Annotated in this window: 21 protein-coding genes and 1 tRNA gene; 8 read left to right on the top strand and 14 right to left on the bottom strand. The window is 69.0% G+C overall.

Features of this window, described 5'->3' with window-relative positions; all coding sequences use genetic code 11:
* Positions 1–40 precede the first annotated feature (40 nt).
* From ACFWP3_RS00980 to dnaK, 4 genes are read right to left on the bottom strand one after another with little or no spacing between them, the layout of a single operon-like run.
* Entirely contained in the window at positions 41–505 is a 465-nt protein-coding gene (locus ACFWP3_RS00980; RefSeq protein ID WP_362295040.1) for a heat shock protein transcriptional repressor HspR, read from the bottom strand.
* Positions 506–507: 2 nt separating this feature from the next.
* The gene (gene dnaJ / locus ACFWP3_RS00975; protein ID WP_384215280.1) at positions 508–1689 is read right to left on the bottom strand and encodes a molecular chaperone DnaJ; all 1182 of its coding nucleotides are present in this window, start codon (positions 1687–1689) and stop codon (positions 508–510) included.
* A 39-nt stretch (positions 1690–1728) separates the two neighbouring features.
* The gene (grpE, locus tag ACFWP3_RS00970; protein ID WP_384215279.1) at positions 1729–2376 is read right to left on the bottom strand and encodes a nucleotide exchange factor GrpE; all 648 of its coding nucleotides are present in this window, start codon (positions 2374–2376) and stop codon (positions 1729–1731) included.
* Positions 2376–4226 (bottom strand): molecular chaperone DnaK, encoded by a 1851-nt coding sequence (gene dnaK, locus ACFWP3_RS00965; RefSeq protein ID WP_384215278.1) that lies wholly within the window; start codon positions 4224–4226, stop codon positions 2376–2378. The genes grpE and dnaK overlap by 1 nt, the downstream gene beginning before the upstream one ends.
* A 230-nt stretch (positions 4227–4456) precedes the next feature.
* Here dnaK and ACFWP3_RS00960 point away from each other — a divergent pair, with 230 nt between their 5' ends.
* Both ACFWP3_RS00960 and ACFWP3_RS00955 read left to right on the top strand, forming a co-directional pair.
* Positions 4457–4993: a sugar transferase gene (locus tag ACFWP3_RS00960; protein ID WP_384215277.1), complete on the top strand. Its 537-nt coding sequence runs from the start codon at positions 4457–4459 to the stop codon at positions 4991–4993.
* A 110-nt stretch (positions 4994–5103) separates the two neighbouring features.
* Positions 5104–7458, top strand: a complete 2355-nt coding sequence (locus ACFWP3_RS00955) for a heterodisulfide reductase-related iron-sulfur binding cluster (RefSeq protein WP_384215276.1) — start codon at positions 5104–5106, stop codon at positions 7456–7458.
* Positions 7459–7550: 92 nt separating this feature from the next.
* On the opposite strand, the gene ACFWP3_RS00950 is transcribed toward ACFWP3_RS00955, so the two are convergent.
* Positions 7551–8549 (bottom strand): hypothetical protein, encoded by a 999-nt coding sequence (locus tag ACFWP3_RS00950; protein ID WP_384215275.1) that lies wholly within the window; start codon positions 8547–8549, stop codon positions 7551–7553.
* 254 nt (positions 8550–8803) lie between these two features.
* On the opposite strand from ACFWP3_RS00950, the gene ACFWP3_RS00945 reads away from it, so the two are divergent.
* The gene (locus ACFWP3_RS00945; RefSeq protein ID WP_384215274.1) at positions 8804–9751 is read left to right on the top strand and encodes a Yip1 family protein; all 948 of its coding nucleotides are present in this window, start codon (positions 8804–8806) and stop codon (positions 9749–9751) included.
* A gap of 71 nt (positions 9752–9822) precedes the next feature.
* Here the strand turns inward: ACFWP3_RS00945 and ACFWP3_RS00940 are convergent, their stop codons facing one another.
* From ACFWP3_RS00940 to ACFWP3_RS00930, 3 genes are all read right to left on the bottom strand, one after another.
* Positions 9823–10326: a phosphoribosyltransferase gene (locus ACFWP3_RS00940; protein ID WP_384215273.1), complete on the bottom strand. Its 504-nt coding sequence runs from the start codon at positions 10324–10326 to the stop codon at positions 9823–9825.
* On the bottom strand, positions 10323–10910 hold the full coding sequence (gene dcd, locus ACFWP3_RS00935) for a dCTP deaminase (protein WP_030709189.1): 588 nt from the start codon (positions 10908–10910) through the stop codon (positions 10323–10325). Before dcd ends, ACFWP3_RS00940 begins: the two co-directional genes overlap by 4 nt.
* 91 nt (positions 10911–11001) lie before the next feature.
* A complete protein-coding gene (locus tag ACFWP3_RS00930) occupies positions 11002–11214 on the bottom strand; it encodes a hypothetical protein (RefSeq protein ID WP_384215272.1) in 213 nt (70 codons plus the stop codon).
* A gap of 179 nt (positions 11215–11393) precedes the next feature.
* Here ACFWP3_RS00930 and ACFWP3_RS00925 point away from each other — a divergent pair.
* Positions 11394–11464: transfer RNA gene (locus tag ACFWP3_RS00925), tRNA-Gly, on the top strand.
* Between the two features lie 161 nt (positions 11465–11625).
* Here the strand turns inward: ACFWP3_RS00925 and ACFWP3_RS00920 are convergent.
* From ACFWP3_RS00920 to ACFWP3_RS00910, 3 genes are all read right to left on the bottom strand, one after another.
* Positions 11626–12837: a tyrosine-type recombinase/integrase gene (locus tag ACFWP3_RS00920; RefSeq protein ID WP_384215271.1), complete on the bottom strand. Its 1212-nt coding sequence runs from the start codon at positions 12835–12837 to the stop codon at positions 11626–11628.
* A complete protein-coding gene (locus ACFWP3_RS00915; RefSeq protein ID WP_384215270.1) occupies positions 12837–13100 on the bottom strand; it encodes an excisionase family DNA-binding protein in 264 nt (87 codons plus the stop codon). Before ACFWP3_RS00915 ends, ACFWP3_RS00920 begins: the two co-directional genes overlap by 1 nt.
* Positions 13101–13275: 175 nt before the next feature.
* Positions 13276–13560 (bottom strand): helix-turn-helix domain-containing protein, encoded by a 285-nt coding sequence (locus tag ACFWP3_RS00910; protein WP_384215269.1) that lies wholly within the window; start codon positions 13558–13560, stop codon positions 13276–13278.
* A 369-nt stretch (positions 13561–13929) separates the two neighbouring features.
* Between ACFWP3_RS00910 and ACFWP3_RS00905 the strand changes: the two genes are divergently transcribed.
* The 4 genes from ACFWP3_RS00905 (at position 13930) to ACFWP3_RS00890 (ending at position 18512) form a co-directional block, all read left to right on the top strand.
* Positions 13930–15066, top strand: coding sequence for a DUF3631 domain-containing protein (locus tag ACFWP3_RS00905; protein WP_384215268.1), 1137 nt, complete (start codon positions 13930–13932; stop codon positions 15064–15066).
* Positions 15067–15337: 271 nt separating this feature from the next.
* Positions 15338–16075: a DUF2637 domain-containing protein gene (locus ACFWP3_RS00900; RefSeq protein ID WP_384215267.1), complete on the top strand. Its 738-nt coding sequence runs from the start codon at positions 15338–15340 to the stop codon at positions 16073–16075.
* A gap of 244 nt (positions 16076–16319) precedes the next feature.
* Entirely contained in the window at positions 16320–16844 is a 525-nt protein-coding gene (gene mobC, locus ACFWP3_RS00895; RefSeq protein WP_384215266.1) for a plasmid mobilization relaxosome protein MobC, read from the top strand.
* Positions 16845–18512 (top strand): relaxase/mobilization nuclease domain-containing protein, encoded by a 1668-nt coding sequence (locus ACFWP3_RS00890; RefSeq protein ID WP_384215265.1) that lies wholly within the window; start codon positions 16845–16847, stop codon positions 18510–18512. It begins immediately after the preceding gene.
* A 273-nt stretch (positions 18513–18785) separates the two neighbouring features.
* Here ACFWP3_RS00890 and ACFWP3_RS00885 read toward each other — a convergent pair whose 3' ends face one another.
* The 3 genes from ACFWP3_RS00885 to ACFWP3_RS00875 form a co-directional block, all read right to left on the bottom strand.
* The gene (locus ACFWP3_RS00885) at positions 18786–19937 is read right to left on the bottom strand and encodes a helix-turn-helix domain-containing protein (RefSeq protein WP_384215336.1); all 1152 of its coding nucleotides are present in this window, start codon (positions 19935–19937) and stop codon (positions 18786–18788) included.
* Positions 19927–20559, bottom strand: coding sequence for a hypothetical protein (locus ACFWP3_RS00880; protein ID WP_384215264.1), 633 nt, complete (start codon positions 20557–20559; stop codon positions 19927–19929). Before ACFWP3_RS00880 ends, ACFWP3_RS00885 begins: the two co-directional genes overlap by 11 nt.
* Before the next feature lie 166 nt (positions 20560–20725).
* Positions 20726–21154, bottom strand: a complete 429-nt coding sequence (locus ACFWP3_RS00875; RefSeq protein WP_384215263.1) for an NUDIX domain-containing protein — start codon at positions 21152–21154, stop codon at positions 20726–20728.

The raw sequence follows: 21154 nt of genomic DNA, 5'->3' as shown, positions 1-21154 counted from the left end.
TTCCCCATGCCTGCGCTGGCTGAAAACCGCCGGTCCGCCGTCAGTCCATCGGGCGCTTGGGGCGCCACACGACCAGGGCGTTGCCCGGCTGCGGGGGCTGGTACGGAACCAGGTCGCGCCGGTACGAGGCGTGCACCTGGGCCTCGCGGGCCCGGAGCGTGGCGGCCGCGCCGTCCACCGCCGCGGAGAGCTCGGCCACGCGCTGCTGGAGCGCGGCGACCTGGTTCTCCAGCTCGATGATCCGCTTGATGCCCGCCAGGTTGATGCCCTCGTCCTGCGACAGCGCCTGCACCGTGCGGAGCAGTTCGATGTCGCGGGCCGAGTAGCGCCGGCCGCGGCCGGCCGTCCGGTCCGGGGAGACCAGGCCCAGGCGGTCGTACTGACGGAGGGTCTGCGGATGCAGGCCCGAGAGCTGGGCGGCCACCGAGATCACGTAGACCGGGGTCTCATCGGTGAGCTGGTAGCCCCCGCCCAGGCGGGAGGACTGTCGTCGGCGGCCGTCCATGGTCATGCTCCCTTCGCGGACTCGAACAGCGCGGTACGCGGGTCCTGCGACTCCGTCGCATCGCGGTACATCTCCAGCGCCTCGCGGGCCTTGTCCGACAGCTCGGTCGGGACCGCGACCTCCACCGTCACCAGCAGGTCGCCGCGGGTGCCGTCCTTGCGGACCGCTCCCTTGCCGCGGGCCCGCATGGTGCGGCCGTTGGGGGTGCCCGGCGGCAGCTTCAGCGTCACCGAGGGGCCGTTCAGGGTCGGGACCTTGATGTCGGCGCCCAGGGCCGCCTCGGCGAAGGTCACCGGGACGGTCACCGTCAGGTTGTCGTCCTTGCGGCCGAACACCGGGTGGGAGTCCACGTGCACGACGACGTACAGGTCACCGCCGGGACCGCCGCGCTCGCCCGGAGCGCCCTTGCCGCGCAGCCGGATCCGCTGGCCGTTGGAGACGCCCGCCGGGATCCGGACCTGCATGGTGCGCGAACTGCGGGCGCGCCCGCTGCCCTTGCAGACGTCGCAGGGGGTCTCCGCGATCAGGCCGCGGCCCTTGCAGTCCGCACAGGGGTCGGTCAGCGAGAAGCCGCCGCCGCTGCCCCGCGAGACCTGGCCGGTGCCGACGCAGGTCGGGCACACCCGGGGGGTGCCGTTCTTGTCGCCGGTTCCGGAACAGGCCTTGCAGGGGGCCTGCGAGGACATCCGGAGCGGGACCGTGGCCCCGTCCACCGCCTCCGTGAAGGAGAGGGTGACCTCCGACTCGATGTCCTGGCCGCGGCGCGGCTGGGTGCGGGTGCCCGCACCCGGGCCGGCGCCGCGGTTGAACAGGCCGCCGAACACATCGCCCAGGCCGCCGCCGAAGCCGCCGGCCTGGCCACCCTGCTGCTGACCGCCGAAGAGGTCGCCGAGGTCGAAGTTGAACGAGCCGCCGGCCCCGCCCGGTCCCGGGCGGAAGCCGCCGTTGCCGAACAGGGCGCGCGCCTCGTCGTACTCCTTGCGCTTCTTCGCGTCGCCGAGGATGTCGTTCGCCTCGGAGATCTCCTTGAAGCGCTCCTCGGCCGAGGCGTCGCCCTTGTTGGCGTCCGGGTGGAACTCGCGCGCGAGCTTCCGGTACGCCTTCTTGATCTCGGCCTCGGTCGCGTCCTTCGGGACACCGAGGACCTTGTAGTAGTCCTTCTCGACGAAGTCCTTCGTGCTCATCCCCGGTGTCCCTCCTCTCGTACCGCTACTGGTTCAGCTTCAGCCCTTGTCGGGGGCATCCGCGTCCTTGTCCGACGGCGCTTCGCCCTCCGCGGACTCCGACTTGGGGGCCGCGCCCGGCTGGGGCTCGGCCACCGCGACCCGCGCGGGGCGGATCGTACGCTCGCCGATCCGGTACCCCGGCTGCAGGATCGCCACGCAGGTCGTCTCGGTGACGTCCGGCGCGTACGAGTGCATCAGGGCCTCGTGGATCGTCGGGTCGAAGGGCTCGCCCTCCTTGCCGAACTGCTGCAGCCCCATCTTCGCCGCGGCGGTCTCCAGCGATTCGGCCACCGACTTGAAGCCGCCGACCAGCTCGCCATGCTCCCGCGCCCGGCCGATGTCGTCCAGGGTCGGGAGCAGTTCCGTCAGGAGGGACGCGACCGCGATCTCCTTGACGGCGATCCGGTCCCGCTCCACCCGGCGGCGGTAGTTCTGGTACTCCGCCTGGAGCCGCTGGAGGTCCGCGGTGCGCTCACCGAGCGCCGTACGGGCCTGGTCCAGCTGCGCGAGCAGCGCCACGTCCTGCGCCGCGTCCCCGGCCGGGGCCGCCTCCTCCTTCGCGGAGTCGGCGGCCTTCGGCTCGTCGGGCGTGCCGTCGGCGGGGACTTCGGGCTTCTCGTCGAAACCCGGGGTCTCCTCCGACATCAGGCAGCGCCACCCTTCGGCTTCTCGTCGTCGACGATCTCGGCGTCGACGACGTCGTCGTCGGCCTTGGCCTGACCGGCGTCACCGGGAGCGGCACCGGCGGCACCCTGAGCGGCCTGGGCGTCGGCGTAGATGGCCTGGCCGAGCTTCTGGCTGACCGCGGCGAGCTTCTCGGTCGCGGTGCGGATCTCGGCGGTGTCGTCACCCTTGAGCTTGTCCTTCAGCTCGGTGACGGCGGCCTCGACCTCGGTCTTGACCTCGGCCGGGACCTTGTCCTCGTTGTCCTTGACGAACTTCTCCGTCTGGTAGACGAGCTGCTCGCCCTGGTTGCGGGACTCGGCGGCCTCCTTGCGGCGCAGGTCCTCCTCCGCGTACTGCTCCGCCTCCTGGCGCATGCGGTCGACCTCGTCCTTGCCGAGCGAGGAGCCGCCGGTGACGGTCATCTTCTGCTCCTTGCCCGTGCCAAGGTCCTTGGCCGTGACGTGCATGATGCCGTTCGCGTCGATGTCGAAGGAGACCTCGATCTGCGGGACGCCACGCGGGGCCGGCGGCAGGCCGGTCAGCTCGAACATGCCGAGCTTCTTGTTGTACGCCGCGATCTCGCGCTCGCCCTGGTAGACCTGGATCTGCACGGACGGCTGGTTGTCCTCGGCCGTCGTGAAGATCTCGGACCGCTTGGTCGGGATCGTGGTGTTGCGCTCGATGAGCTTGGTCATGATGCCGCCCTTGGTCTCGATGCCGAGGGACAGCGGGGTCACGTCGAGGAGCAGGACGTCCTTGACCTCACCCTTGAGCACACCGGCCTGGAGGGTGGCGCCGATGGCGACGACCTCGTCCGGGTTGACGCCCTTGTTGGCGTCCTGACCGCCGGTGAGCTCCTTGACGAGCTCGGCGACGGCCGGCATGCGGGTGGAGCCGCCGACCAGGACCACGTGGTCGATCTCGGACAGCTGGATGCCGGCGTCCTTGATGACGTTGTGGAACGGGGTCTTGCAGCGGTCGAGCAGGTCCGCGGTGAGCTGCTGGAACTGCGAGCGCGTGAGCTTCTCGTCCAGGTGCAGCGGGCCCTCGGCGGAGGCCGTGATGTAGGGCAGGTTGATCGAGGTCTCCGTGGAGGAGGACAGCTCGATCTTCGCCTTCTCGGCGGCCTCGCGCAGGCGCTGGAGCGCCATCTTGTCCTTGGAGAGGTCCACGCCGTGACCGTTGGCGAACTGCTTCACCAGGTAGTCGACGACGCGCTGGTCCCAGTCGTCACCACCGAGGTGGTTGTCACCGTTGGTGGCCTTGACCTCGACGACGCCGTCGCCGATCTCGAGGAGCGACACGTCGAAGGTGCCGCCACCGAGGTCGAAGACGAGAATGGTCTGGTCGTCCTTGTCGAGGCCGTAGGCCAGGGCGGCGGCCGTCGGCTCGTTGACGATACGCAGGACGTTCAGGCCCGCGATCTCGCCGGCCTCCTTCGTCGCCTGGCGCTCGGAGTCGTTGAAGTAGGCCGGGACGGTGATGACCGCGTCCGTGACCTTCTCGCCCAGGTACGCCTCGGCGTCGCGCTTCAGCTTCTGCAGGATGAAGGCGCTCATCTGCTGCGGGTTGAAGTCCTTGCCATCCAGGTTGATCTTCCAGTCAGTGCCCATGTGGCGCTTGACGGAGCGGATGGTCCGGTCCACGTTCGTGACCGCCTGGCGCTTGGCCACCTCGCCGACGAGGACCTCGCCGTTCTTGGCGAAGGCGACGACGGACGGCGTGGTCCTGGCGCCCTCGGCGTTGGTGATGACGGTGGGCTCGCCGCCTTCCAGAACGCTGACGACGGAGTTAGTGGTGCCCAGGTCGATGCCGACCGCACGTGCCATTTCGATTCCTCCAGCTGACTTGAGTGCAACAGACTCAAGGATGCCCCACACCCGCGCCGACGTCAACGGAACTGAGTCGGCTCGACTCAACCTTTAGCCCATCCTTACGCGCAACCTTGCCGCTCTCCAGCCCCTCCGACGCGAATCCAGCCGCGCCCGAACGGGTTCCCCCGACCCCGCCGACCGCGCGCCACCCCACCCCGCCGGGAGGCGTCCGGCACGGTGCTGGAATGCCGCTCACACTCACCGCCCCCCGGCCCCGGGTTCGGGTACCCACCGCCCCGCCGGCGAAAAGGGTGGTGGACCTGGTCGGCGCGGCGCTCCTGCTCGCCGTCGCGGCCGTCCCGCTCGCCCTGGCCGCCGCGCTGCTGTACGTGACCCAGGGCGGCCGGGTCCTCGTACGGGAGCCCGCCGCGGGCCTGGCCGGGCGGCCGTTCCTGACCTGGCGGCTGCGCACCGACGGCGCGGGCGGCGCCGGCGAGGCCGTCGAGCGGTGCGCCCTCGACGCCCTGCCGCAGCTGGTCAACGTGCTCCGGGGCGAGATGTCGCTGGTCGGGCCGCGCCCGGAGCCCCGTACGGACCGGCCCGAGCGGCTGCTCGTACGCCCCGGAATGACCGGCCTGTGGCAGGTGAGCGCCCGCTCGGACCTACCGTGGGAGGAGATGCCCCTGCTCGACCTGCATTATGTGGAGAACCACTGGCTCGGGATGGACCTCGCGATCCTGGCGCAGACTCCACGGGCGGCCTACCGACATAGGCAGCCCTGAGCGACACAGATCACCGCACGCTCAGCTACATTGCGGCGTCGGGAATGGGTAACCTCAAGCCTTGACTTCATAAGTTACCGCTTAGTAAGTGCCGCCCGAGGAGCCCTCCCATGCAACTCGCCGCGATCATCGTGTCGCTGGTCCTGACCGTGGTCGGCGTCGCGCTGCTCGCCCGAGCCGTGGCGCAGATCTACCGCTTCGTGAAGCTCGGCCAGCCCGTACCGGCCGGCAGCCGTACGGACGACCCGAAGGCCCGAACGATCACCCTGGTCCGGGAGTTCCTGGGCCACAGCCGGATGAACCGCTGGGGCATCGTCGGCTTCGCGCACTGGTTCGTCGCCGTCGGCTTCCTGACGCTGCCGCCGACGCTGGCGCAGGCCTACGGGCAGCTCTTCCAGGCCGACTGGACGCTGCCGGTCATCGGCGGCTTCCTGCCGTTCGAGATGTACATCGAGTTCATCGGCCTGATGACGGTCGTGGGCATCCTCGTCCTCATCGCGATCCGGCTGCTCAACCTGCCCTCCCGGGCGGGCCGCAAGTCGCGCTTCACCGGCTCGAAGGCCTGGCAGGCATACTTCGTCGAGTACATCATCCTGACCATCGGCCTCGCCATCCTCGCGCTGCGCGGCCTCGAGGGCGCGATCCACCACGTGGACTCGTACGACCCGGCGTACTTCGTGTCGTACCCGCTCGTGCTGGCCTTCAAGGGGCTCTCGCTCGGCGCCCTGCAGAACGCCATCTACTTCACCGCGATGATCAAGATCGGCACCTCGCTGATCTGGATGATCGTGGTCTCGCTCAACACCAACATGGGTGTCGCCTGGCACCGCTTCCTCGGCTTCCCGAACATCTGGTTCAAGCGGAACGCCGACGGCGCGACCGCGCTCGGCGCCCTCCAGCCGATGACCAGCGGCGGCAAGCAGATCGACTTCGAGGACCCGGGCGAGGACGACGTCTTCGGCGTCTCGCAGGTCGAGCAGTTCTCCTGGAAGGGCATCCTCGACTTCTCCACGTGCACGGAGTGCGGCCGCTGCCAGTCGCAGTGCCCGGCCTGGAACACCGGCAAGCCGCTGTCCCCGAAGCTCCTGATCATGTCGCTGCGCGACCACGCGCACGCCAAGGCCCCGTACCTGCTCGCCGGCGGCGGCAAGGACATGGAGGGCAACGAGAAGGCGACGGCGGAGCAGCTGAAGGACGTCCCGGCCGCCGCCCTCGCCGAGGCCGAGCGCCCGCTGATCGGGACGGCCGAGGAGAACGGCGTCATCGACCCGGACGTGCTGTGGTCCTGCACGACCTGCGGTGCGTGCGTGGAGCAGTGCCCGGTCGACATCGAGCACATCGACCACATCGTCGACATGCGCCGCTACCAGGTGATGATCGAGAGCGCGTTCCCGTCGGAGGCGGGCACGATGCTCAAGAATCTGGAGAAGAAGGGCAACCCCTGGGGCCTGGCGAAGAAGCAGCGCGTCGAGTGGACCAAGGAGGTCGACTTCGAGGTCCCGATCATCGGGAAGGACGCCGAGGACCTCTCCGAGTTCGACTACCTCTACTGGGTCGGCTGCGCCGGCGCCCTGGAGGACCGGGCCAAGAAGACCACGAAGGCCTTCGCGGAGCTGCTGAACATCGCGGGCGTCAAGTTCGCGATCATGGGCGGCGACGAGAAGTGCACCGGTGACTCGCCGCGCCGCCTGGGCAACGAGCCGCTGTTCCAGCAGCTGGGCCAGGAGAACGTGGCCATGCTGAACATGGCGTTCGGCGAAGACGATGAAGATCCTTCGACCCGTAAGCCGAAGTCGGCGAAGCGGATCGTCTCGACCTGCCCGCACTGCTTCAACACCATCGCGAACGAGTACCCGCAGCTGGGCGGCGAGTACGAGGTCATCCACCACACGCAGCTGCTCCAGCACCTGATCGACGAGGGCCGGCTGACGCCGGTGACGCCGGTCGAGGGCCTGATCACGTACCACGACCCGTGCTACCTGGGCCGGCACAACAAGGTCTACACGCCGCCGCGCGAGATCATGTCGGCCGTGCCGGGGCTGCGGCAGCAGGAGATGCACCGCCACAAGGAGCGGGGCTTCTGCTGCGGCGCCGGCGGCGCGCGGATGTGGATGGAGGAGCGGATCGGCAAGCGCATCAACAACGAGCGCGTCGACGAGGCGCTGTCCCTCAACCCGGACATCGTGTCGACCGCCTGCCCGTTCTGCCTCGTCATGCTCACCGACTCGGTGAACGGCAAGAAGAACGACGGCAAGGCGAAGGAGTCCGTGCAGGTCGTGGACGTGGCGCAGCTGCTGCTGGACTCGGTGAAGACGCCGGAGCCGGCCGAGGTCGAGGTCGAGGCGGAGGCCGATGAGGCCGAGGCCGAAGTCGAAGTCGAGGCCGAGAAGGCCGCTGCGGCCGAGACGGCTGAGGCGGCTGAGGCGGCTGAGGCGGCTGAGCCGAAGCCCGAGGAAGCCAAGTAGTACGCGGCCACCCCGCACCACACGCCGAACGGCCGGTCCCCTCCCGGGGGACCGGCCGTTCGGCGTGTGTCACACCCGCTCGCCCCGGTCGGTCAGGAGGACCGGCGGCGCAGCATCGCGAAGCCGAGGCCGGCCGCGCCCGCCGCGGCCATCCCGCCGCCCGCGGCGACCAGCTTCGGGGTGTCGCCGCCCGTCGGCTCGGCGACGCCCTCCGCGCCGGCCTTGACCCCGCCCTTGGGCGCGACCTTCCCGGCGACGGCGGCGGGCTTCGCCTCGCCCTTCACCCCGCTCTTCTTCACGTCCTTCTTCACGGTGTACTGCTCGATCAGCCTGCCGTCGAAGTCGTACACCCAGCTGTTCCCGCCGCCCTTGCCGTCGATGACGACGAACTTCACGCGCTTGCCGTCCTGGACGAGCTTGTACGTCCAGCCGTCGTTCAGCGTGCTCGGGTGCTTCAGGTCGATGCTTCCGAGGACGTTGCCGTTCGGCATCGAGAAGTCGACGCGCTTGCCCTTCGGGCCGTCGACCAGCTTGGCGATGCGGCCGTCGGGCATGGTGATCCGCACCGAGCTCTCCTTCTTGACCTCGGGCTTGACGTGCGGCTTCGGCTTCTCGACCGGCTTCGGCTTCTCCCCGCCCGCCATCCAGGAGGTCACGGTGCCGTTCGGCTGGAGCACGACGTGCAGCCCGTTGCTCTGGCCGTACGAGGCGGCGGCGCCCTTGCTGACCAGGGTGTCGAGCTTCGTGGAGCCGGCGAATATGTCCGCCTCGAAGTGGTTCGCGCCGAGCTTGTAGACCTTGGCCACGGAGCCGTCGGCCAGCTTCACGGTGGTGATGTACGCCCGGACGCCGGCGGTCGGCTTGGCCGGCAGGGTGGTGGGCTTCTCCGGCGGGGCGGGCTTCACCGGCGGAACGGACGGGTCGACCTGCGGCTGCTGCGGCTGCTGCGGCTGCTCGATACCGGGCAGCACCTCCGGCTCCGTAACGGCCGGGGAGTCGGCGAAGGCGGACCCGACGGGAAGGGCCAGGACGGCGGCCGCGCCGGTCAGGACGGCGGCGGTACGGAGGGTGGTGCGGCGGGTGCTGCGCATGACGGGTGCTCTTCTCGTGCTCGTGCTCGTACTCGTGCTCTGCGATTGCTCTGCGGGGCGTCGGCAGACACGAAGCTACGGGCCGGATATGTGGGTATTCCGTCGGCAACGTAACGAAGGCCCACAGACTTCGACGCAGACACGTAAAACGGACACCCTGTCGTCCCCTAGGGGATGTCACAGGTCAGCCGCAAAGGCCCCTTCTTCCGGCCGCCCGTCCACGGGGCGCGGCAGGACCAGGTACTTTCGATCACGTGGCTGGATTCAGGATCGGACGCGGCCGGGACAACAACCGCACCCCGCAACAACCTCCGCGGCAGCAGCCGTACGGACAGCAGCAACCGCCTCCGTACGGCCAGCAGCCCTACCCTCCCGCGGGCCCGCCGCCGCAGCAGCAGTGGCCGCAGCCAGGCGCCGGGGGACACGGCGAGCCCGAGTACTTCGACCCGTACGGCCAGCAGCAGCACCCGCAGGCCCCGTACGGCCACGGGGGCCAGGGCGGCGGCCACGGCGGTCAGGGCGGCGGGCAGGGCGGCCACGGCGGTCACGGGGGCTACACCAACGACAACCCGGGGCACACCCAGGTCTTCGCCGTCGGCGAGGACCCGTACAGCCAGGGCGCGACGTACCAGGCGGGCGCGGCCGCGGCCGCCCCGTCCGGCCCGCGGCTGCCGTGGAAGGAGCTCCTGCGCGGCATCGTGACGCGGCCGGGCCAGACCTTCCTCCAGATGCGCGACTACGCCGTCTGGGGTCCGGCGCTGGCCGTGACCTTCCTCTACGGGCTCCTCGCGGTCTTCGGCCTCGACGACGCCCGCCAGGACGTGATCAACGCGCCCCTCTCCAAGGCCGTGCCGATCGTCCTCTCGGCGGGGGCGGCCTTCGTGATCTGCGGGCTGCTGCTCGGCGCGGTCACCCACACCCTGGCCCGCCAGCTGGGCGGCGACGGCTCCTGGCAGCCCACCGTGGGCCTGTCCATGCTGGTCATGTCGCTGACGGACGCCCCGCGCCTGATCTTCGCCGTGTTCCTGGGCGGCGACAACGGGCTGGTCCAGGTCCTCGGCTGGGCCACCTGGGTAGCGGCGGGCGCCCTGTTCACGGCGCTGATCGGCAAGTCCCACGACCTGCCGTGGCCGAAGGCCCTGGGCGCGTCCGCGATCCAGCTGATCGCGCTGCTGTCGATCATCAAGCTGGGCACGATCTGACCGCCCGGTCACGCACACGAAAGGGCCCGCCGCGCAACAACGCACGGCGGGCCCTCACGCATGGTGCGTGACTATGCGTCGAGAACCTGTCCCTCACGCCGCACGACGGGCGGCTCGACCGACCAGGGGAAGTTGATCCACTCGTCGGTCTTCTTCCACACGTACTCGCACTTCACGAGCGAGTGGGACTTCTCGTAGATGACGGCGGACCGCACCTCGGCGACGTGGCCGAGGCAGAAGTCGTGGACGAGCTTCAGGGTCTTGCCGGTGTCGGCCACGTCATCGGCGATGAGGACCTTCTTGTCGGTGAAGTCGATCGCCTCGGGCACCGGCGCGAGCATGACCGGCATCTCCAAAGTCGTGCCCACGCCCGTGTAGAACTCCACGTTCACCAGGTGGATGTTCTTGCAGTCGAGCGCGTACGCCAGCCCGCCGGCGACGAACACCCCGCCGCGGGCGATGCTCAGGATGATGTCGGGCTCGTACCCGTCGTCGGCGATGGTCTGCGCGAGCTCGCGCACAGCCCGCCCGAACCCCTCGTAGTCAAGATTCTCGCGCACTGCGTTGTCACTCATGCGTCGTGCCTCACCTGGGTGCGGTGGAAGTTCTGGAAGGAGCGCGAGGCGGTCGGCCCGCGCTGGCCCTGGTACCTGGACCCGTAGCGCTCGCTGCCGTACGGGAACTCCGCCGGCGAGCTGAGCCGGAACATGCACAGCTGCCCGATCTTCATGCCCGGCCAGAGCTTGATCGGCAGCGTGGCGAGGTTCGACAGCTCCAGGGTCACGTGACCCGAGAACCCGGGGTCGATGAACCCGGCGGTCGAATGCGTCACCAGACCGAGGCGGCCCAGGCTGGACTTCCCCTCCAGTCTGGAGGCGATGTCGTCGGGCAGCGAGATGACCTCGTAGGTCGAGGCGAGCACGAACTCCCCGGGGTGCAGGATGAAGGCCTCGTCCCCCTCCGGCTCCACCATCCGGGTCAGGTCCGCCTGCTCGATCGCCGGATCGATGTGGGCGTACCGGTGATTCTCGAACACCCGGAAGAACCGGTCGAGGCGTACGTCGATGCTGGAGGGCTGCACCATCGACTCCTCGAACGGGTCGATGCGAACCCGTCCGCTGTCGATCTCGGCCCGGATGTCTTTGTCAGAGAGAAGCACGTCCCGAGGATACGCAGAGCGTGCGGGCCACCCCCAATCGAGAGCGGCACCCGCGCGCCCGGCCGTACCGGCTGCCCGGAGCCTGTGGCTCCTACCGCCTGACGGCACCACCCACGGGCACGGCCTGCCTCAGCCGCGCGCACCGCGGACACCGCAACAGCCGCCCGGGCCCGATCCGGCCGGCACCGAGGTGCTGCAGCGGGAAGGAGGCGGTACTGAAAACGTGCCCTTCGGCACAACGGACGACGGTGTGCTCCATCGAGTCCCTTTCCCCAACGAGCTGTACTGCGACGAATCGCCACATTAGGGGATGAACAAGACCCACTCCAGCCGCCGCTCCGCACCCACACGGTACGCCCCAACTCCCGCCCCCACACGCCCCCGTACACACGGCACGCACCGCCGCCACCGGGGCAGATTCACCGGGGGTCGATCATGGGGTAGGGTGGGCAACGCTACCGATCCAGGCAACTGGAACGCTGCGCGGATGTAGTTTAATGGTAGAACATGAGCTTCCCAAGCTTATAGCGCGGGTTCGATTCCCGTCATCCGCTCTTGCAAGAAGGCCCAGGTCAACGACCTGGGCCTTCGTCGTTGTCTAGACCTCTCGGACCCCGCGTGCCATTCGCGTGCCATAAGTCCCCTCACGGGGCGTCAGATTGATCGCTGATCCACCACGGCCCACGACAGGGCGCCTACGTCGCACGCCGGGGCGTCACCTCCTCCGAGCGGCCCCACCGGGACCCGGAAGTCGTGGCACGAGCTTGTGGACGGTGACTGCCGTGGCTCCACCCGTCTGCCGGTCCGGCTGCGTGCGCTGGCGACGGACGTCGGCGTCGATGTTGTCGGCGAGCGTGCGCTGGTGCGCCTTGGTGGAGTGCTGATAGATCAGCTGGGCGCGCTCGGACGACTGTCCCGCGCGGACCATGAGGTCCTTCAGCTTGGCGCCGGTATCGGCAGCGAGGGTGTTCCCGGTGTGGCGCAGGTCGTAGAAGCGGAACTCCTTGGGCATGCCGACGGCATCCCGGGCCTTGCGCCACTTGCGGCCGAAGGTGGTGCCGCGCAGGGCGGCGCCCTCCTCCCCCACGAACACCAGGCCCTCGGGTCCGGGCTGGGCGTACCAGTCCAGGTGCCGGCGTACGTCGAGGAGGACAAAGCCGGGCAGCATGATCTCCCGCTTGCCCGCTCGGGACTTGGGGTCTCCGATCACCCGGCGTCCGGTGTTCAGCTCCGGAGCCGCACGTCGGACGCGCACGGATCCGGTGTCGAGGTCGATGTCGGCGCGACGCAGTTCGGCCAGTTCCTCGGGCCGCATGGAGGCGAAGGCGCCCAGCAGCACCATCAGCCGCCAGCGGATCCCGATGGCCTCGGCGAGCGCGAAGACCTGGTCGATGGTGGCCACGGGCCGCTCGTCGGCGTCCTCGCGCCCCGCACCGCGGATGGAGCAGGGGTTCCGACGGATCAGCTCGTCCTCCACCGCGGTCTGCATGATCGCCTTCAGCAGCCGGTAAGACTTCGCCGTGGTGGTCGCACCGGTCGCCGTACGCCGTTCCGCACGCCAAGTCCGCACCTTGGCAGGGCTGATGGTGTTGACGTACTGGCTGCCGAAGGCGGGCTCCAGGTGGATGCGCAGCAGCCGCCGGTACAGCTCGTCGGTGGTGGGGGCGATGCCGCGTTCGTCGATCCAGCGCCGGGCGTACTCGGCGAACAGCACCTCGCCGGCGGTCGGGTCGATCCAGTCGCCGCGTGACTGATCGGCCTGGATCTGGGCGAGGAACACCTCCGCGTCGCGCTTGGTGTCGTACGTCTGAGGGGCCGCACGGAGGATGCCGGTCGCTCCGGGGTAGCGGGCCTGGTAGCGCCCCGAGGGCAGCTTCCTGATCGCACCGAAGCTACGGCGGGGAACTCGCTTGCGGGCGGGAGGCATCAGGCAGCCGTCCCGTAGCCCGCCCGCCGAGTGCGGACGGGCGCGACCGTGCGCACCGCCACGTAGGCGGTCAGGACGCTATCGGCTATGCGGACGTGCTTGCCCAATTTGACGTACTCGATGCGGCGCTCGGAGATGAGGCGTCGAATGAAGCGCACACCGGTTCCAAGACGTTCCGCGGCCTCGTCGACCGTGAGAAGACGGTCGGCGGTATTGGCCCCCTTCGCGACGGAAGTTTCACCGGATGCGGCATTCCCTCCCACCTCGTCTATCCCATGGATGACAACGAGATCTTTTCGAGCAGGGGGTATCGGAGATCGACGCAAGAGCTTCCTATCGTGAAATGAAAAGAGTTCTGGCACGGGCCGGAGCGAAAAGGTGCGCCGGGAACACCAATGGTCCGGAGAATCCCCGGTTTGGCTGACCGGGGATCGTCGGCTATGTTGCGGCCTCGCCAGCCGACGAGAGCCCTGTAGGACAGTCGGCAAGGAGTACCTGCGGCGGCACTCCGAGGGCGGCGGCTATGGCGACCAGGTCGTCGACATCGCAGCGCCGCACGGTGCGTTCGATGCGAGAGAGCGCGGTGAAGGTCATAGGCCGGCCGAGCGCGACGACGTGGGCCGCGAGCTGGCGCTGCGAGTAGCCGAGGGCGACGCGGGTGCGTTCGATGGCGCGGGCCGCGGCCCGTCCGGCAGGGCCGATTTCAAGTGAGCGTGGAGGCATTGGTGTGTTGTAGCTTGCCCCGCAGCCGTCCGGGAACAGTTTCCCGTCTGCTGTGAGCGATAGGCCGATCATCACCGGCTTTGCGGGCCGATCCCTCATCCGGGACTCCCGAACCACCACCATGTGCCGGGCATAAGTTTTGAGAGAAAGCAGAGTGAACCCTGGACTTTTTCGCATGGGGTGTGGCTGTGTTGTCCACACCCCGGCCTCGCCGGGTTTTCCTGCCCAATTTCCGCAAGGTGGCCAAGCAGCCCGGCCACCAGTAAAGGAGCCGCCCTCTTGAAGCCGACGCCCCCTGCCCTCGATGAGACTCCGTCAAATGAAATATGGCCGCCCGTCGCCGTCCCCGGCCGCCCGAACGATCCGCCGATGGATGCGCAGCGCCCTGACGAGGCACCGATCGGGGAACAACTCCTGGACGAAGTGCGGGCCACGATCCGCCGCTACGTGGTCATGCCGAGCGAGGAGGCCCTGACCGCCGCCACGCTGTGGGCGGCGGCCACGCACCTGCAGACGGTGTGGCAGCACGCCCCACGCCTCGCAGTGGTCGGGCCGGCGAAGAAGTGTGGGAAGTCCCGGCTGCTGGAGGTCCTGCACGAGTCCGTCCACGAACCGCTGATCACGGTCAGCGCGTCAGCTGCGGCGATCTTCCGCTCGATCGATGGCGGCAACCCGCCCACCCTGATGGTGGACGAGGTCGACACGATCTTCGGGTCGGCGAAGGTCGCGGAGAAGAACGAGGAGATGCGCGGGCTGCTCAACGCAGGGCACATGCGCAACCGGCCTACCCTGCGGGTGTCCGGCCCGAACCACGACGTGCAGAAGTTCTCCACCTTCGCCATGGCCGCCCTGGCCGGCATCGGGGATCTGCCCGACACGATCATGGACCGGTCCGTGGTCATCCGCATGCGCCGCCGCACGGGCGCCGAGATGGTCACCTCGTGGCGCTACGGCCGCGACGACCTGACGGTCAGGGCGCTGCGGGAACGGCTCGCGGCCTGGCTCGCCAGCGTCCGCGACGAGGCCATCGCGCTGGAGCCCAAGCTCCCGGTCAACGACCGCGCCGCCGACACCTGGGAGCCGTTGATCAGCGTCGCCGACCTCGCGGGCGGACGCTGGCCGATGATCGCCCGCACGGCGTGCAAGACCATGACGGACTACGAGTCCGGGCGCGATCAGGAAGGCGGACTGAAGATCCGTATCCTGACCGACATCCGCAAAGCCTTCGCCAGCGTGGGTAACCCGCCCGCCCTGCGGACCACCCACCTGCTGGACCTCCTCAACGCCGACCCAGAGGCGCCCTGGTCCGAGCACAGCCCCAAGGGGCTCACCCCACGCGGACTGCAGATCCTGCTCGACGACTACGGCATCGGCTCGGGCAACCGCCGCTTCCCCGACGGCAGTCAGGCCAAGGGCTTCACTCCCGCGCAGTTCACCGACGCCTGGACCCGATACTGCCCGCCAGAGAAACCCGTCGCAGAGGCCCCGCCCGCCACCGGCGCCTAACCCTCCACGTCTCGTCCCACTCGTCCCCGCGCAGGTCAGCGCCGGGACGAGTCAAGACGCCGCAACGAGTCGACTCGACATCAGGCGATCACCCGTACCTGCCCTGACCAGCGGCGGGACGAGTGGGACGAGTCTCCAGGCTTCACGGCCGCCCCGCCCCGTGCCCGCCTCCACCCTGGGAGCACCACGCTTGCCCTCGCACACCATCTCTCCCGGACCCACGCCATCCCCAGCTCAGCTGGCCGTAGCGATCCGTACCGGGGTCACGCTCATGGCGCTCGGTGCCTTCGCACTGTCCTATGACGCGCTGCGTCAGATGGCCGCTGCCAGCCACATCCATCCCGTTCTCACGTACGCCTTCCCCCTCGTCGTCGACGGCTTCATCGCCATCGGGATCGGCGCCCTCCTCGTCCTGCGCACCGCACCCCTGCGGGCCCGCCTGTACGTGGCCACCCTGGTCAGCCTGGCCACCGGGACGAGCATCTGGGCCAACGTCCTCCACGCCATCCGCCTCAATCAGCAGAGCGGACGAGGCGGACTCGCCCTGGACGACATCACGGTCGGCACCATCTCCGCGATCGCCCCGCTCGCGCTGGCCGGCGCCGTCCACCTCTACCTGCTCGTCCAGCGCCGCCCCACACACCCAGCGCCACACGAAACGGCTCGCACTATTAACAGGGTCTTGCGCCCTCAGCCTGAGCGTGGCTCCGCACCCGCACGGGAGCCACAACCCATCCCCAACGTGGCTTCGTCAGACCCCGAGCAAGTGGCTGAGCCCGACACGCCGCCCGTCGAACGTCCCGACCGGCAGTCCAGCGCCACGTTGGAGCAGGCGATCGAGATCGGGCGCACCGCCCCGCTGGGTCGCGGTGGCAAGGTCTCACGCCGCCACATCGAAAGGGCCATCCGTGACAAGGGGCTGCGCGTAGGCCGCGAACGCCTGGACCAGGCGAAGAACCTCCTCCAAACCGAACTCGACGACGCCCAGGCCGACCCCGCCCAGCACTGATGCGGGAGGACCTCGCTCCGCTCACCTTAGGGAACACCCAGGGTGAGCGAGCCTCCTCCTCCGCTACCTGGCGCCTGCACCAGCCTCCCGCTACCCGCCCACTCCCGAAGGTCACCCGATGCACGATCCACACAACCCAGCGCCCCAAGACCAGCAGACCGTACGACTCACCCCCGCCCCAGAGGGAGCAAGGTATGGCGTTGGACCGTCCAAGGGCCGGTCCAACGCTGCCTCCGCCCCGGGGGTGGCGGAGGCAGGGCCCCGGCGCGAGGGCGCACCGGGGCAGGAGGCGGCGGCTGCCGCCGACGCCGGCCTGCCCGTCGTGGTACGAGCCGCCGACGAGGCCGCGCTGTACCGGGTTGCCCGCCGTCGCGCCCGCAAGAAGGTACAGCGCACGGAGCGCGTCGACGTCCGCTACAGCGTCTCCGAGAAGCAGGCGATCCTCGCCGAGGCCCGCCGCCTGAACCTGGCCGCCGCCCACCTCGTCGGCGCTCTCGTCGTGGCCCACCTGAATGGCGACCTCGTGCTGCCTGGCCAGCGGACCTCCCACGATGATCTGATCGACGAGCTCGCCGCTCTACGGACCGAGATCGCCAGGATCGGCACGAACGTCAACCAGGTCGCCCGCAAGCTGAACTCCGGCGGCCATCCACACCCTGGGGACACAGCCCTCCTCGCGGAAGCGGGACGTGTTCTGGTCCTGGCCCGTGATGCCGTCACGTCGATCGATGTGACGTCGGACAACGCCGCCACGTCGAAGGCGGCGTGATTGATCACGAATATCGGAAAGGCCGGCGCCGACACCCACGGTGTCCTGCGTTACCTCTACGGGCCCGGTCGCGCCAACGAGCACACCGACCCCCACCTGGTCGCCTCCTGGGACGGCTTCGCCCCCGACCCCGGCCGAGACGAGAGCGCCACCCTCGCCCAGCTCGCCACCGTCCTCGACCTGCGCGTCAAGCAAGCCGGGGACCGCGCACCCGCCAAGCATGTGTGGCACTGCTCAGTACGGACCGCGCCCGAAGACCCGATCCTCACCGACGAGCAGTGGGCGACGATCGCCCGCCGGATCCTGAACGCCACCGGCATCGCGCCCGCCGGCGACCCCGATGCCTGCCGCTGGGTCGCGGTCCGCCACGCGGAGGACCACATCCACATCGTCGCCACCAAGGTCCGCGGCGACCTCCGCGAGCCCCGCAACTGGAACGACTACCTGCGCGCCGACAACGAGTGCGCAGCGATCGAGAAGGAGTACGGCCTGCGCCAGGTCGTGCGCGGCGACCGCACCGCCGCCAAGCGCCCCACCCGCGCCGAGAAGGAGAAGGCCCTGCGTGCCGGGCACACCGCCACGCCCAGGGAGAGGCTGCGCACCACCGTCCGCACGACGGTGGCTGCTGCCACGGGTACCGAGGAGTTCTTCACCATCCTCCGCAGCGCGGGCGTGCTGGTGGACATCCAGTACTTCCCCTCCGGGGACATCCGCGGCTACAAGGTCGCCCTCCCCGGCGACACGAACGCCAAGGGCGAGCCGGTGTGGTTCTCAGGCTCCGCCCTCGGCCCAGACCTGTCCTACCCCAAGATCAGCGAACGTCTCGCACCCACCGAATCCGTCTCTGTGGGCCGGCACTCCGGCCGTCGGCGTACGGCATGGCAGCAGGTCACCGACGCGGCCGACCAGATCCCTGACGTTCTCGACGAGGCGGACGACGCCGTTGGCCAGGCGTACATCACCGTGCTCGCCGAAACCCTCGACGCCCTTCCCCTCATCGCCCCCGCCAGCTACAGGCCCCAGCTGTCCCAGGCGGCCGCGGCCTTCGAGCGGGCCAGCCGCTCCCGCATCCGCGCCCGCCACCAGCAGGCCCAGTCCACACGCCGGGCCATCAAGGCGATCGTGCGTGAAGCCGCGCCCACGGACGGAGCCCTCCTCGCGGCCCTCCTCAACGCCCTCCTCCTGGCCGTCGTCGCGGCCCAGCACTGGCACCACACCCGCCACCACGACCAGCAAGCCGAAGCCGCCCGCCAAACAGCCGAACACCTACGCGCCGCCTACCAGGCCGCCGCCATCCAGCCCCTGGCCGTGATCCACCAACGCGGCCTCCGCCTGGCCGTCACGGTGCAGCAGCAACAGACCGCCCTCGTCCGCCAAGCCCTACCCGACCTGGCCGAACAGGTCCTCGCCGAGCCTGGCTGGCCCGCCTTGGCCGCCACCCTCACCGACGCCCAGAAAGCCGGCCACGACCCGACCGTCCTGCTCACTGAAGCCACCCAACGACGAGAACTCGACACCGCCACCGCCATCAGCGACGTCCTCGTCTGGCGGCTACACCGCCTCGCCCACCTCAACCCGCAACCTGCCACACGCACCGCAGGCATGCCGAGCCCGACCCGGGCCACCAGGCCCTCGGCGCAAGCCGAACACTCTCGCAGGACCCGCTGACACCAGCAGCCCCACCACAGCCCTCAGCCCGTGCCCCTACCTTCGCCCACCCCACCGAAGCTCGCCCGGACACCCCATCCATCTGAGAAGTTCTCGCTAGCCTGACCCCAGAGGCCGGAACCCTCGCCGTCCACGTGTTATGCAGACCCTGATGCCGTAATTGCCACAGGGGCCAACGCGCTTCAGCGTTGGCCCCGAGAGCGCATTCGAGTGCAAGGTCAGGATGTGCATGCTGCTCGACGACAGCGTTCGACGTGATGGACGGCTGAGTACTCAGAGAGCTTGCAGACGAGAGTTCCGGCGGCGCCGATCACCGAGACTGATCACGTTGGCCACCTCGCGAGGAACGGGGTCAATGGCAACATCTGGGGCCAACGACCGCATGAGTACAGGGTGAAGTCCCAGCTCCTCAGATGCCTGGAGCAACGATGGAGGCTCACCGTACTTGCGGCCGAGCATCGCCCTCATGAGGGTCGGCTGTTCCGCGTGGACCACCACCGGCTCGCTGGTCCTCCACCCCCGGGCTCCCAGCTGCTTGTAGAGGCTTTCTCGGCGGGCTTGGTCGATGTACCCGAGATCGTAGGCACGGTTGATCAGGGCCTGAATCGAGATGCCCCATCGCTTCTTCAGGGCGGCGAACTCGCGCAGCATCAGGGGGCCGGTGAACGCTTCCTCGGCCCGTTCTCGCGGCAGGAGGAACGCACCTGCGAAACGATGTGCCTCGCTCTCGGCGCGCTTGGCGTCCAGCCCGTTACGGCGTGAGGGATGGAGCACAAGATGGCCCAACTCATGCGATGTGGTGAATCGCTGCCGGTCACCGCTCCCGGCGGAAAAATAGCTGATCAAGGAAGGCTCTGCCGTCCCGCGCCAACACGACACACCGGAGTGCCCCACCACAATGTCCTCGCCCTGCCCCTGCGCGTCCACCAGCATCAGCGGGACGACTGGGATGCCTGCACGCTCACAGGCCCGGATGACATGTCCGATCACCCCGTCCGGCCCGATGCCCAGCGCTGCCCGCGTCTGCGCGGCGAGGTCCTCGATGTCATCGAAGGAGATGTCCCCCTCTGCCCGGGGTAGAGATGTGCGGCGCACCTTCGTGTCCGCCATCAGGCGTACCGAGACTCGGTACGCCTCCCTGACCGTCGCCTCCACCCGTGCAACTTCCTTGACTGATGCGCTGGCCTTCTTACGGAACAGCAGCGTGTCAGTGGGGAGGTCGGCGGGGTCCACGTCGAAGAACGACATTGGAGTGCCGGTCGCCTCCGCGATGCGTACGAGCACATCGTCGGTGACGGCCTTGATGCCCTTCTGAATCTGCGAGATCAGCGGTTGCGACACTCCAGCGGCCTGCGCCAGCTCCCCCTGGGTGAGCCCCATGAGGAGCCTCAGAGTTCGAATGCGCTCTGCTGGATCACGCGCCACTTCCTTCACCCTCTTCGCGCTGGTCTTCTTCGAACTCGAAGGGCAGTTCCAAGCCCTTGTCGTCCGGGATGAACTCCCATCCCTGGAACGACTCAGTGTTCCTGGGGAGTTCGAAATCAAGGTCGAACTTCGGGGGCCGACCCGGCTTCCATTCACCAATCGGGCGAACGATGCGGACGGAGATCTCTCCGCCCTCCTCCGGAGGGGAGAGCCAGACGGCGAGGAGGTTGCTGGCCTCGACACCAAATAGATCGACCGTTCGATTGTAGTAGTACCTGATCCGCGCCTTGTTCCGGCCCGGCGCAGGGATCATGTCGTACGGCGTGGCATGCAGAAGCCTCAGGGTCATCATCCCCTTGCGGAGATGCAGGCGCCCACTGGAGTTTCTGGCGGGCTCCCAGCCGCCGAGGTCGAGGTGCTCCCCGTGGCGGTGCTCGATGAAGCGGCGCGTGTGATCCCGGGCCAGATCGGTGCGGCCCTTGGTGTAGCCCTCCCCGGTCATGCCAGATTCGTCGTAGTGACCGTGGGAAGCGGTGTAGCCGTGATCGAGCGCTTCATAGAGGGGGCCGGCGAGGCCTTCGGTGGCGGCAGTGATGAAGAGGGCGTCCTCAGGTGTGGCCATGGCGGTTATTTTATAACCGCCAAATGCACTCGATCAATGACTGGGGCGGGCGAGTCTGCCCCGGCCCAGGTCGGGCCGGGGCACCGCCCTCACGTTTCACCCGATCGAGGACGGCAGCGTCGGAGTCCGTAGCCGTCAGTGGATCCTGCGCTGGACAGAGGGGCGGTCAGGAGCCGACAAGCTCTCCGTCGCTGATGGCGCCCCGGAGGACATGGGCGATCTCCTCGGGCTTGAGGTCGATGGCGTCGAGCCCCTCCACGGTCAGCGGGATCTCCTCCAGCGCGTATTCGCCGCGTCCCTCGGCGCTGAACTCGGGACCGGTGCGGTCGTCGAAGGACCAGGTCGCGATGCGGGCGAGGTAGAAGAGCTGACGCTCGTCGTCGGACTCCATCGTGTGGAGGAGGCGGATGATGTCGGCCTTCCCCGCGATCTCCTCGTGGATCTCCCGGTGGAGGGCGGCCTCCCGGGACTCGTCGCTGGCTTCAACGCCGCCGCCGGGCAGGACCCAGTACGCGGGGATGTCGGGCTTGGTGCGGCGGATGACCAGCATCGTGTCGTCAGCGGTCACGAGGACAGCTCGGACTCGTTCCTTCAT

Source organism: Streptomyces sp. NPDC058525 (genome assembly GCF_042719495.1).
Taxonomy (GTDB): Bacteria; Actinomycetota; Actinomycetes; order Streptomycetales; family Streptomycetaceae; genus Streptomyces.
Note: the sequence above shows the minus strand (reverse complement) of the source record. Positions and strands in the feature narration are given on the sequence as shown.